The sequence below is a fragment of the Hyphomicrobium sulfonivorans genome, assembly GCF_013306565.1.
Lineage (GTDB): Bacteria > Pseudomonadota > Alphaproteobacteria > Rhizobiales > Hyphomicrobiaceae > Hyphomicrobium_A > Hyphomicrobium_A sulfonivorans.
In genome coordinates this window covers 393,956-406,514 of sequence record NZ_PZPO01000001.1, presented here as the reverse complement: position 1 = coordinate 406,514, position 12,559 = coordinate 393,956, and the positions used below count along the sequence as shown (strand labels likewise).

The window sequence follows — 12,559 nt, the reverse complement described above, 5'->3', positions numbered from 1 at the left end:
TTTAGCACCCGGCCCGATGGGGCCGCGATTGGGGACAGGACGCTCGCGAATGGCCGATGATCCTTATGTCACCCTGGGCGTATCCAAGGGCGCCTCGGACGATGAGGTCAGGCGCGCTTTCCGCAAGCTCGCCAAAGAGCTGCATCCTGATATTTCCAAAGGCACCGAAGAGCGCTTCAAGCAGGTAACCTCCGCCTACGAAATTCTGGGCGATCCAGAAAAGCGCAAGGCCTTCGACCGCGGCGAGATCAACGCCCGCGGCGAACCTCGCCATTCAGGCTATCGCCAGTATGCTCGCGGTGCGCGCGCCAACGCCGGTGCAGGCGCTGGCCCCAATGGCGGCTTTGATGAGTTTGGCTTCAGCGACATCTTCTCCGATTTCTTCTCTTCCGGTGCCGCTCGCGGCGGTGCGCGATCCTCGAACTTTTCCGCCCGTGGGCAGGACGTTCGCTACACGCTGGAAGTCGATTTTCTTGAAGCGGCCCTGGGCGCCACCAAGCGCGTGACGTTGCCCGGCGGTGGCACGCTGGATCTCACCGTGCCAGCTGGCGTGGGCGATCTGCAGGTGCTGCGCCTGAAGGGCAAAGGCCAGCGTGGCGTCGGTGCGGGCGAGTCGGGCGATGCGCTGGTGGAAGTTCGCGTGCGTCCGCATCCGTTTTTCCGCCGCGAAGGTGAAGACATCATGCTCGAAGTGCCCATCGGCATCGATGAGGCGGTTCTGGGCGCGAAGGTTGAGGTGCCGACGATCAGCGGCCGGGTACAGATCACCGTTCCCAAGGGCACCAGTTCGGGCCGCGTGTTCCGCCTGCGCGGCAAGGGCATCAAGCCATCGGGTAAGCAGGAAGCTGGCGATCAACTCGTGACGGTGCGCATCGTGCTGCCGGAAAAGATCGACGACACGCTGGCCTATTTCTTTTCGGAATGGCGCCAGAAGAACAGTTACGATCCCGGCCGCAAGTGATTGCATTGCCCTACGCGCTCGGCGGCCGGCTCCCGGAACGGGAGTCGCCGAGCGCAGGTAAAGTCCACTCGGCGGCCGGCTCCCGGAACGGGAGTCGCCGGGCGCAGGTAAAGGCCACTCGGCGGCCGGCTCCCGGAACGGGAGTCGCCGGGTGCAGGTAAAAAGCCGCTCAACGACCGGTGGCTCTATTTTCCCAAACGTGCGTCGGGATGGCGTTGAAAAGATGCATGCGTCTGCGCGCTATCGCACGCGGCAAGCCTCTTGTGCCCGAGCCGTCGCCAGCCTAGCGTTGCTGATTACTGTGCTGCTTTGCCGGTTGCGATCGGCACCACTTCGCTGCCGGACAGCGTGAGAGCAATCTCGCCGCGCTTCAGGCGCAGCGCATCTTCGCCGAACAGACGGCGGCGCCAGCCTTTCAGCGCCGGAATATCCGGTTCGGCTTCAACCGCGATGCGCTCCAGATCTTCCGAACCGGCGATCATCTTCGGGGCCACGCGATGGCGTGCGGCCGATGCCTTCAGCAGTACACGGAGAAGTTCGATCAGTGCCGTCGACTCGGCTGAAAGCTGAGTTCCGCGATTGACCGGCGGCACACTTTTGACGTCCCGAGCCAGACCAAGCTTCACCGCCTCGATAATCTCCCGCGCGCGCGACGAGCGCGAGAAGCCCTCGCTCAGCGTGCGCAGATGGCTGAGCTGCTCTGAAGTGGTCGGTGCCTGATTGGCAATGTCGTAAAGTGCTTCATCGCGCAGGATGCGCGAGCGCGGCACGTCCTGCGCCTGCGCCAGCCGTTCCCGCCAGGCAGCAAGTTCCATCAGGACCGCAAGCGCCTTGCGGTTCTTGACGCGCAGCTTCAGCCGCTGCCACGCCTCGTCCGGATTGGAGGCATAGGTGCGCGGATCCGTCAGGATGCCCATCTCTTCGCTGAGCCAGTCCGACCGGCCGGCCTTGTCAATGTCAGCCTTCAGATGCCGATAAACGTCGCGCAGGTGCGTGACGTCACCCAGTGCATATTCAAGCTGGCGGTCGGAAAGCGGACGGCGGCTCCAGTCGGTGAAGCGCGATGACTTGTCGATGTCCGCGCCGGTCACATTCTTGACGAGGTTAACGTAGGAGACGCTTTCGCCGAAACCGCAGACCATCGCCGCCACTTGCGTGTCAAACACGGGGCGCGGCACCAGGCCGGCGCGGGCGTACACGATTTCGATGTCCTGGCGGGCAGCGTGGAAGACCTTGGTCACCCGCTCATCGCCCATCAGCCCCCAGAACGGAGCGAGGTCGATACCCGGTGCCATGGGATCGATAATCATTGCCTCGTCAGGCGAGGCGATCTGGATCAGGCAAAGCTGCGGCCAGAAGGTCGATTCCCGCAAAAATTCCGTGTCGACAGTCACGAAATCGCTGGCTGAAAGGCGCCCTACGGCTTGGCTGAGTTCTTCGGAGGCGGTGACAATGCGCATGAGGCGCGCGGTATAGCGCATTCGATGGAATTTGTCGCGGGGGTTGCGACCGCAAAATAGCGCCCCTATGGCCGCACCGACCCGTTCGGGTTGGCTGGCATCATAGCTTGGTGCGAACGCCGGCGATGCTGCGGTTGCGAATTGTCATTGATCCATCTGGCGAAAATTCGGCTTCGGCTGATGTGCAACTTCAAAAGCTTGGCCGCAAAAACGCTTTCACCTTTTTTGGACGTCAAGCGGCCGAGCCGGCGATCATCGCTGCAAGAAAAGCGCTTCGATCAGCGGCAGAAACGCACAAATGTGCCGTTTTGATCCGCGAATTGGTCTCAACTTATCCCTTTATTGTCCTGAATTTTAAGCAAAATATCTTCAATTTGATCGGGTCTTTTAGCGCGCCTTCAGCCGCTCCCAGCTTTTGAGGCCCCGTCATGCGTATGCGCACTTTTCTGCCGTTGTTAATGGCTCCTCTCGCCTGGCCTGGTGCCGCTGCCGCCGAAACCGGTGTCTGCGCCAATGCCGCTGACCGTATTGGTTGCCTGATGGCGTCAGTGGACGCCGCATTCGAGCGGCATGTCCGTCCGGCAAAATCCAACAGCTCGATTTCGGTCGCGATGGCCCGCCAGGCCCGCGATCTGGCATTGAGCACCAGCTACTGCTCTGCTGAAACCGCTACCGCCTCGACGCCGCTGTGCGATCTGACGCGTGCGGACAGTTTCGCTGCGTATCAGGAAGTCCTGGCGAATGACACCGTAGCGCGGGCCGACAAGATCCGCGCGCTCGATGCTTCGCGCACAGCCGAACAGATCGCCATCATCGCTTCGTCCGCGATCGAATATCAGCCGCAGCTGGAAACGGCTCATCGGGTGTGGATCAAGGATGCGCTTGTTGCTGCCGCCAAGGAGCGCGTTCGTCGCTTCGCCATGCAGCAGAACGAACTGACCAAGCTGTCGATGGCGCGCATTGATGCGGAGCTTGATCGCCAGCGTGAAGCACGCATGTCGCCGTGCAATGTCAGCAACGACACGCGCCAGCGCTGCGTCGAGCAGTATCAGCACAATCACATGGAACAGCGGGTTGCTGCGCTTGATGTAGCAACAGGATCCGTTGTCGGTCTGCATCCGGCAAAAGCGCATCGCGACATCACTGCAGTGCTGGAGCAGTGCCGCACGGCTGGCTATTCCAGCTCGGGCTGCAATCTGAACGGCGCTGACATTGCCTATTATGCGACGCGCGCCACGCACGCTGCGTCGATCGTCGAGGTCTGCCGGACCGCCGGTTACTCTGCTTCCGGTTGCCGTTTCGATGCAGCCGATCAGAACTTCGTCGTCGCCGGCGTGCTGGCAGCGGATCGCGCACACATCGCATCAGGATCGCGTAATTCGGTTACCGTGATCGCAAGCTTTGATCCGTGCCGCACGGTGGGCTACTCGCAGTTTAATTGCCGCGTCGAACCTCGCGCTCAGCATCTGATTGCGGAGGTCAACACCAACGCCAACAGCGCCCGCGAAATTGCACGCGGTGCTTACATGCTACCGCCGTCGAATACGCCGTCGATTGAGACCGGTGCCATCTCCGTGCCGCAGCTGCAGTCGCCGCCGGCTTTTATCGAGCCCAACAATGGCCTGCGCGAAATCTCTGATGATGGTTGCGATCTGTCGGGCAAGCCATTCGGACCACTGCATTTCGCTCGCGGTGTTGCGATCGATCCCCAGATGCATGACGAATTGGATCGCCTTGCCGCCTTGGCCAAGTCCTGCCCCGGCATGCGCATTGAGATCCATGGTTTTTCGGATCGGACCGGAGCTTCGGCAGCGGTTCAGACTTCGCAGGCTCGCGCTCAGTCCGTTGCCGACTATCTGATCGATAAGGGGCTTGCGCCTAGCCGTCTGGCTGCCGTTGGCCGCAGCACCGGCGCCAAGCACAACGCCGTCTGGCATCACCGTGGCCAGAGCATCCGGCTCGCCGATGACCGCCGTGTCGAGTTTGTGATTCGCGATCCGTCGATGGATGAAGTTGCCCGCCGGATCATGTGGGAGCTGGCCGATCTGCTCGACCCCACCTACATTCCGCCGATGGCCGGCCTCAGCCCGTGATCCGGGCGATTGAGGCAAGCTGAAGGCAACACGAATTGGAAGGCCCCCGTTTGTGGGGGCCTTTTTGCGTTGGAGCCCCGAAACTTGGTATCGGACATCCATGCGACCTGCGCGCTGTTGAAAATGGCTGGATCGCATGGACAACTAGCTCGCCGGGCGTCAAATCATGGGCGTGGCGGATACAAATGGGCAACCCGGGACAGGCGGGCAAATGCACGCTGGAGAGACCGTGCAGGAAACGCCCGGCATAACAGTGCCGGAGCGAGATCGCGCGCCTTTGCTGCATCCGCAACGGGAGCGGGCGTTCTGGCTTGGGCTGTTTGTGGCGCTGATGGCCCATTCGGCGTTGATGCTGGCGCTGACCTCTGCCGCTGAACACGAACAGCGCCGGGTTGGCGTTGACGGTGGCGCTGAGGATTCCATCGCGGTTGAGATCGTCGATGCCGCAACGCTGCGCGATAGCATGGAGCCGCCCGCGCCTCCCTCTCCGCCGCCGGCAATGCAACCGCAACAACCGATGGCACAGCCGGCGCAACAGCCGCAGCAGGCCGAGCCACCTGCTCCCCAGGAGGAGCAGCAGACGGCGATGGCCGAGCCCGAGCCGCCTCAGCCGCCGCCGCCGCAGACCGAAGTTTCCGATCCGGTTGTTGAACCGCCGCCCGCGCCTGAGCCGCCGGCAGAGCAACAGCAGAACACGCAGGCTTTGAAGCCGGCGCTCGATGCTGCGCCGCCCGATCCTGTCGAGAAGGCGTTGGAGGATGCTCCGGCGCTGGCGGAAGCGGCCGAAGCTGAGAAGGCCGAGGAAGCAAAAGAGGCGCCGGAAGAAGCCAAGAAGGAAGAAGTCAAGCCAGCCGAGAAACCAAAGGAAGCGCCCAAGGCGGAAGCGAAGCCGCCCGAGGTGAAGAAGGAAGCGCAGAAGCAGAAACCGCCGACGAAGCAGCAGCCCAAGAAGCGCAGCCAGCGCACGGCTGCGCTTGATCTCAGCATGCCTTCGGAAATGGGAGAGAGTTCATCGGATGCCGGCGGCGCGTCTTCGATGGTGCAACGGCCGCCGGGGATCACCCGTTCGGGCGAAAACGATGCATTTGCGCTCGATGTCATCCGTGCGTTGCGGCGTTCAATGCCACCGGCGACGGCGCGCGGGCGCGTTACGGTTCGTATTGTGCTGTCCGAGAACGGCTCGCGCGCAGACGTGAAGGTGGTGAACAGCGGCGGCAACCCGGACATGGACTTCAACATCGTGTTCGCGGCGCGTCAGACTGCCTATCCGTTCCCGCCGAAAAATTCGACCGTTGCCGATCGCACCTTCACGGTGACGTACATCTATCGCTGATCCCACAAATTGTTGCTGTGAGCGTGCCAATCGATTGCAGATGGCTGCATCTTTAAACGTTGGTCATGCTTGATGGTGATGATGTCGAACGTGCGCTGAGCCTGGATTTGCTCGCATGTGCACGGGACAACGATTGAGGCCGCTAAATGGATTATTCGCTGCAAAACATGCTGGTTGCGCTGGGGCAGCTTTTGCTTGGTGGCCTGTTTGTTTTCACCGGGCTCAATAATTTTGGCCCACTCGGCGACAGGGCTGCGGCAGGCTTGAAAGCGCGTGGGATCCCGTCACCGCGTGAAGTGCTGAAGGTAGCGAGCGCATTCGAGGTGGTTGCTGGCGCGTGCCTTATGCTGGGCGCGATGGTCGCCCCCGCTGCGCTGGCTCTGGCGCTCTACACGGTGGTGGCGTCGTATGTGCTGTCGAACTTCTGGCAGCAGCCATTGGGCGAAACGCGTGAAGTCATGCATCGCACATTTATCGCCAACATTGCGATTGTTGGCGGATTGCTGCTGGCCGCTGCGCAGGCATTGTGATGCTGCGGCGGTGACGCATCGAGGGCCGATCCGTCACGTATAGCGGGCTGCGTCGAGAGGGTGCATCACAGCGCCGGGATCTGTGCCGGCCGATTGAGCTCGTCGGCCCAGATAAACAGCCCGAAATAGATAACGAGCGCGGCAAACCACAGCCCTGTCACCCAATACACGCGATGCTGCATCTTGCGGGCATGATCGCCGTAGCGGCCCTGTTCGATGGCTTTGCCAAGCGACAAACCGGTTGCAAATCCGGACAGCGAGCCAACGATTGGCGGAGTTAGCGCCTGCTGTCCCATCAGCCGGCGGCCGCCCTCAGTTTTTTTGATGTTGCGGTGATACCAGACGCTGAGCGCTATCATCGGCAGGATCAATATTGCCATGCCTATGGTTAGCAGTATGGCGTGGGCGGTGGGGTCTCTCAGCAATTCGGCGAGAACGTGCAAAGACATTTCCTCGAATAAATAGGCGAAAAGAAAAATCGGCAGCGGCGAGAATATCGCAAGCTGTGGCCGGCGAAAGGCCATTCATTCCGGTTCGATCCGGCATTGAACGGCCGGTTTGACCGCTATTGTGGGCGCCAAATTCCGTATTTTGTGCAACAGGTTGCCCCGGGGCAGTCAATTTGCCCAAACGACATCTCTGGATGGTTGCGGTATTCATTTTGGGCACAGGGTGATGCAATTCTGCGGGAAAGGCCGTTGCAGCCCTTGTTCGGCTGTACGGTTCAATTCACGATAAAGGCAGGCGCTTGACTATGGCGGCCGTAGCCTTGGGGGCGGCGATGAAAACTTTTCGAGCGACGGCGCTCACGGATACTGCAGTTTCGGAAGATCGACGCCGGGTTGAGTTTTCCTTCCGCGATGCGGACGGTCAGGAATATGCGATCAGCCTGCCAACGGCGATTGCAGCAAACTTGGTTCCCGTGCTGGAAACTCTGACGTCGGCCCATCCGCAGGCGGGCGAACTGACCCGGCTTCCGCGGACGTTTGCTGTCGGTCACGCCAGCGGTGAACGTCTGGTTCTACTCCGCTTCGATGACGAAGCTCCGTATGCCATCGAGATGGAAATGGCCGAAGCGCTTGCCGAGCAGCTCCAGGAACAGAGCGAAGAAGTCAGCGATATCGCGCGCCCGGCGCTACACTGATCCGATCAAGTTAGCATCGCACGCTCGCGCGACGGCAATCGCTGCGCTGAGCAATGCAAGTATTTGCCAACAGGCCTGCGCCGCGTCACGGCGTGCGTGACAATTGCAGTTGAGGCCATGGCAGCCGAGCCTTGATGCTCGGCGCCGTTCTCCTGCATCGCCACCATAAATTAACGCCCCAGTGGGACGACTAGTGCAACGCCGTCGCGCGCCTTTGCGCGTGCCGCGAAACGCTGAGCCGTTTTCCTTGCGAAGCTGAGAGCGGCTCCAGCCATCTGCTTTGAAGGGGAAGACGATGTGCACGTCGCTGATCTATCGCGATACAGCCGGCCGGGTTTATTTCGGACGCACGCTCGAGCTCACGATGAACCTGCCGTATCGGGTGGTGTTCTTTCCAGTCGGCTTTGAAAACACGTCTCAGATCAAAGGCGAGACGCCGCTGACCTACACCGCCAAGCACGCATTTTTCGCCATCACGATGCCGGTGGTGTTGCCTGCTCCGGGTGCCCGCCCCACGGCCTCGGAACTGAAGCCTCTGGAAGGTCTGAACGACAAGGGGCTAACCTTCAGCCTGCTGTCGTATCCGAATGCCAGCGGCAAGCAGCCGCCAGCACCGGCCAGTAAGGGCGTGCTTTCCGCGATCGATCTGGGCAGCTGGGCGCTGGGTCAGTTCGCAACCGTTGCTGAGGTGAAGGCGGCGCTGCAAAGCCAGCCGGTGATGCTGGAGGCGCTGCCAATCCTCGGTGGTGCCGTCGCGCCGTTCCACTATGTGGTGCACGATGCCACCGGAGCTTCGCTGGTGATCGAGTTCCACAACGGTGAAATGCACCTCTATGACAATCCGGTTGGCGTAATGACCAACGGGCCGGAATTCAGTTGGCACCTGACCAATCTCGACAACTATACCTACCTCAGCAACGTCGACCGTTCGGTGTCGTCGTTCGGCGGTTTGAAGGTGATGCAACCCGACAGCGGCATCGCGACGGAAGGGCTGCCGGCCTCCAACACGTCGGTGGGTCGTTTCGTGCGCGCGGTTTATTATGCCCAGTTCGCCGAGAAGGCAGCGTCGCCGGATCATGCGGTGACGACGCTGGGGCACATCATGAACAATTTCGACCGCCCGCGCGGCATCACCATCGATTATCCCGAAAGCGGCGGCGCGCAAATGGAAGTGCCGGGGCTGGATGACCGCAGCGGTCAGGCTTACGCGACCGAGTTTTCATGCTGGACCAGTCTGGCCGACCTCGACCGCCGGCTGATGTTCCTGCGCGACTATCGCAGCCTGAATTACGCGCGGCTGGATCTGGCGGCGTTTGCCGGTGTGCGCGAGCCCAGGGTGATGTTGCTGGACGGGCTGACGGGGGCGGCGCTGGAGGGCACGCCAGTGTTAATGAACAGCCGCGCTGCGTGAACGGCGCGGCGGCCGGTATGCGCGCGCCAGCGCCTTACGACCCATAGCGCGCATACCGTTGGGGGCGATGGCCGCTGAAACAGCGCCCCCATCGGCAATTATCTACGGAGTTCACCGGCGCAGCCGGTAACGCGCCCCGTTGCCAGTTGACAACCCAGGGGGGGCATGCGCTTTTCCCGGCAAAATCGAAGCAGCAAGCGCTTTGCGAAGCCCCGCAGTCGGGGTGCTGGAGATGCACGATTGTCCGCCACTTGCCGGCAATCGGGCGCAACTCCGACAGTCTGGGCGCTGGACGACGACGGGACCGAAAATGGCTGAACTGCACCGCTATCGCTCGCACACCTGCGGGGCCTTGCGCGCCGCCGACATTGGCAACAACGTGCGCCTTTCGGGCTGGGTGCACCGCGTGCGCGATCACGGCGGTGTGCTGTTTATCGATCTGCGCGACCATTATGGCATCACGCAGGTTGTGGCCGATCCTGATAGCCCCGCGTTCAAGAATGCCGAGGCTGTGCGTTCCGAATGGGTGATCCGCATCGACGGCACTGTGCGCAAGCGCCCGGATGGCACGACGAACGCCGATCTGCCAACGGGCGAGATCGAGCTGTTTGCCACCGAGATCGAAGTGCTGTCGCAGGCAAAGGAACTGCCGGTGCCAGTGTTCGGCGAGCCGGACTATCCGGAAGACCTGCGCCTTCAATATCGCTTCCTTGATCTCCGCCGCGAGACGCTGCACCGGAACATCATGCAGCGCATGGCGATCATCGCATCCATTCGCAAGCGCATGACGGAAGGTGGCTTCTTCGAGTTCTCGACGCCGATCCTGACTGCTTCTTCGCCGGAAGGCGCGCGCGACTTCCTGGTGCCTTCGCGCATCCATGCCGGCAAGTTCTACGCGCTGCCGCAGGCACCGCAGCAGTACAAGCAGCTGCTGATGGTGTCGGGCTTCGACCGCTACTTCCAGATCGCGCCGTGCTTCCGCGATGAAGATCCGCGCGCTGATCGCCTGCCGGGCGAGTTCTATCAGCTCGACGTCGAGATGAGCTTCGTCACGCAGGACGACGTGTTCAACAAGATGGAACCCGTCATCACCGGCGTGTTCGAGGAATTCGCGGCCATCACCGGCAGCGAGAAGTCCGTCACCAACGGCTGGCCGCGCATCCCTTACAGCGAAGCCATCGCCAAGTACGGCAGCGACAAGCCCGACCTGCGTAACCCGATCGAGATGCAGGATGTGACGGAGCTCTTCCGTGGCTCCGGCTTCAAGATTTTCGCCGGCATGATCGACAAGGATCCGAAGGTGCGCGTGTGGGCCATTCCCGCACCGGGCGGCGGATCGCGCGCATTCTGCGACCGCATGAACTCGTGGGCGCAGGGCGAAGGCCAGCCGGGCCTCGCCTACATCTTCTTCCGCGAGGGTGAGGCGGCCGGCCCGGTCGGCAAGAACCTCGGTCCGGAACGCGCGGACGCAATCCGCGAGCAGATGGGCCTGAAGGAAGGCGATGCTGTATTCTTCACAGCGGGCAACCCGGCGCGGTTCCATCGCTTCGCGGGCGATGCACGCACGCGCATCGGCGAAGAGCTGAAGCTGATCGACGAGAGCAAGTTCGCGCTCGCCTGGATTGTCGACTTCCCATTCTATGAGTGGAACGACGACGACAAGAAAATCGACTTCTCGCACAATCCGTTCTCGATGCCGCAGGGCGGGCTTGAGGCGCTTGAAGGCGCTGCCAGCGATGATGAGCGCCTGAACATCAAGGCGTATCAGTACGACATCGTCTGCAACGGCTTTGAGATTGCGTCCGGCTCGATCCGTAATCATCGCCCTGACACGATGGTGAAGGCGTTCGAGATCACCGGCCTGACGCAGGCCGATGTCGAGGCGCGCTTCGGAGGTCTTTATCGCGCGTTCCAGTATGGCGCGCCGCCCCACGGCGGCATGGCAGCGGGCATCGACCGCATCGTGATGCTGCTCGTCGGCGCCAAGAATCTGCGCGAGATCTCGCTGTTCCCGATGAACCAGCAGGCCAACGATCTGCTGATGGGTGCGCCGTCGGACGTCGCGCCGAAGCAGCTTCGCGAACTGCATATCCGTGTGGTTGCGCCGGAGAAGCAACAAAGCTAAAGGTAGAGCGCGCGCGAGGCTCTGAGTGTGAGGCCCGGTGGTAATGCATACGGGCCTTCTCTCCATCCAGGGCACTGCGATTGTTCGGGTTGAGCCGGACCTTGCCTTGATAAGGCTTGCGGTTTCGCGCACGGCGCCCGCACTGGCGGATGCATTTTCACGTGTGCGCACCGCCGCGCAGAACGTCCGCGCATTTTTGATCGCGTCGGGCAATGGCGAAATCCGATCGTCCCGCATCGCGCTGCATCAGAGTGGTATCCGGCCTCCGCCCTACGCGATGGAGGGCGGGTACGTGGCCACCGTCAATTTCTCGTGCGTGGTCATCGACCTTGAGGCGGTCGAGAGCGTGCTGACGGGCGTTGTGTCGTCCGGCGCCAACCGCCTTACAGCGATCGAGTTTCTCACATCTAACCTGCAGGCCGCGCGCATCGAGGCGCGCAGACGTGCCGTGCTGGTCGCCCAAGAAAAAGCAAACTTCTATTGCGAGGCTCTTGGCGCCCGATTGGGCGAGGTGGTCAACATCAGCGAGGGCGACTTTGATGCCTCGCCGCGGCAGTCAGAGCATGGCCAGTCGACAGCGGCTGCAGCCGACAGCGACGAAAAGCTTGGAACGTTCTCGCCCAGTAGCATACCTGTCGGGGCAACGGTAAACCTGCAGTTCAGGCTTCTCTAAAACAAGCGCTCCGTCTTCAGGTGTCAGCCGATGGAGCCATGGCCCACGGGTGCGCGATGGACTGGCAGCAGAAAATCTTCCGCTATTGCGAGCGCGGCGGCGATGCCGGTTTCTGGGCTGAACCGCTCAACGCGATTTCCAATGGCGCTTTCACGATTGCGGCGGTCATCGCTGCGGTGCTGCTGTTGCGCCGGCCGGTGGGTGAACGTGGCGGCATAGCGGAATGGCTGCTGATTGCGCTCACGTTTATCATCGGCGTCGGCAGTTTCCTGTTCCATACCTATGCAACGCTGTGGGCGGCGCGCGCTGATACAATCCCGATCGGCATCTTCATGTTTGCCTATGTGGCGTATGCGTTGCGACGCTATCTGGCGCTGCATTGGATTTTTGTTCTGCTGGGATTGGGGCTGTTCTGGTTGAGCCTCCAGTTCGCGGGCAGCATTCAGTGCCGTGCCGGATTGTTTGCCGTTACAGGCAATGCGCGCCACTGCCTCAACGGCACGATGACCTATGCACCCGCGCTGGTTGCCATGATCGTGATCGGCGCGTTTGCCGCGTTTCGCCGCCAAGGCGCGGCGCCATATCTGTTCGCGGCCGCCGGTGTGTTTTTCATCTCGATGCTGTTCCGCACCGTGGATTGGGAAACGTGTTCGCGCTCGATCGTCGCCGGTCGCACGCTGGGCACGCATTTCCTGTGGCACGTGTTTAACGGGTTGGCGCTGTTCATCCTGCTGCTGGCTGCGATCCGGCACGGGCAGGTGCGGCCTAAGGCCAATGGCGGTGTGTCGGACAGCGGTTCGCGTTAGCTGTGGCAAAAACATGCCGATGA

At 61.7% G+C, this 12,559-nt stretch carries 12 protein-coding genes; 10 read left to right on the top strand and 2 right to left on the bottom strand.

The window, feature by feature from the left end; genetic code table 11:
- Positions 1–49 precede the first annotated feature (49 nt).
- A complete protein-coding gene (locus C6Y62_RS01820; RefSeq protein ID WP_173952556.1) occupies positions 50–961 on the top strand; it encodes a DnaJ C-terminal domain-containing protein in 912 nt (303 codons plus the stop codon).
- 296 nt (positions 962–1,257) lie between these two features.
- Here C6Y62_RS01820 and rnd read toward each other — a convergent pair whose 3' ends face one another.
- The gene (gene rnd / locus C6Y62_RS01815) at positions 1,258–2,415 is read right to left on the bottom strand and encodes a ribonuclease D (protein ID WP_420844144.1); all 1,158 of its coding nucleotides are present in this window, start codon (positions 2,413–2,415) and stop codon (positions 1,258–1,260) included.
- A 116-nt stretch (positions 2,416–2,531) separates the two neighbouring features.
- On the opposite strand from rnd, the gene C6Y62_RS01810 reads away from it, so the two are divergent.
- From C6Y62_RS01810 to C6Y62_RS01795, 4 genes are all read left to right on the top strand, one after another.
- Positions 2,532–2,840, top strand: coding sequence for a hypothetical protein (locus C6Y62_RS01810; protein ID WP_173952555.1), 309 nt, complete (start codon positions 2,532–2,534; stop codon positions 2,838–2,840).
- Between the two features lie 9 nt (positions 2,841–2,849).
- Complete coding sequence (locus C6Y62_RS01805; RefSeq protein WP_173952554.1) at positions 2,850–4,514, top strand: OmpA family protein; 1,665 nt, start codon at positions 2,850–2,852, stop codon at positions 4,512–4,514.
- Positions 4,515–4,743: 229 nt separating this feature from the next.
- Positions 4,744–5,847 (top strand): TonB family protein, encoded by a 1,104-nt coding sequence (locus C6Y62_RS16695; RefSeq protein WP_173952553.1) that lies wholly within the window; start codon positions 4,744–4,746, stop codon positions 5,845–5,847.
- 146 nt (positions 5,848–5,993) lie between these two features.
- The gene (locus tag C6Y62_RS01795) at positions 5,994–6,377 is read left to right on the top strand and encodes a DoxX family membrane protein (protein ID WP_173952552.1); all 384 of its coding nucleotides are present in this window, start codon (positions 5,994–5,996) and stop codon (positions 6,375–6,377) included.
- A 65-nt stretch (positions 6,378–6,442) separates the two neighbouring features.
- On the opposite strand, the gene C6Y62_RS01790 is transcribed toward C6Y62_RS01795, so the two are convergent.
- Positions 6,443–6,901, bottom strand: coding sequence for a hypothetical protein (locus tag C6Y62_RS01790; RefSeq protein WP_173952551.1), 459 nt, complete (start codon positions 6,899–6,901; stop codon positions 6,443–6,445).
- A 257-nt stretch (positions 6,902–7,158) separates the two neighbouring features.
- Here C6Y62_RS01790 and C6Y62_RS01785 point away from each other — a divergent pair, with 257 nt between their 5' ends.
- From C6Y62_RS01785 to C6Y62_RS01765, 5 genes are all read left to right on the top strand, one after another.
- On the top strand, positions 7,159–7,521 hold the full coding sequence (locus C6Y62_RS01785; protein ID WP_157066647.1) for a hypothetical protein: 363 nt from the start codon (positions 7,159–7,161) through the stop codon (positions 7,519–7,521).
- Positions 7,522–7,816: 295 nt separating this feature from the next.
- Positions 7,817–8,932 (top strand): linear amide C-N hydrolase, encoded by a 1,116-nt coding sequence (locus C6Y62_RS01780; RefSeq protein WP_173952550.1) that lies wholly within the window; start codon positions 7,817–7,819, stop codon positions 8,930–8,932.
- Positions 8,933–9,251: 319 nt separating this feature from the next.
- Positions 9,252–11,057 (top strand): aspartate--tRNA ligase, encoded by a 1,806-nt coding sequence (gene aspS / locus C6Y62_RS01775; protein ID WP_173953045.1) that lies wholly within the window; start codon positions 9,252–9,254, stop codon positions 11,055–11,057.
- A gap of 43 nt (positions 11,058–11,100) precedes the next feature.
- Positions 11,101–11,730, top strand: a complete 630-nt coding sequence (locus C6Y62_RS01770; protein ID WP_173952549.1) for an SIMPL domain-containing protein — start codon at positions 11,101–11,103, stop codon at positions 11,728–11,730.
- 38 nt (positions 11,731–11,768) lie between these two features.
- The gene (locus C6Y62_RS01765; RefSeq protein WP_246274225.1) at positions 11,769–12,536 is read left to right on the top strand and encodes a ceramidase domain-containing protein; all 768 of its coding nucleotides are present in this window, start codon (positions 11,769–11,771) and stop codon (positions 12,534–12,536) included.
- Positions 12,537–12,559 lie beyond the last annotated feature (23 nt).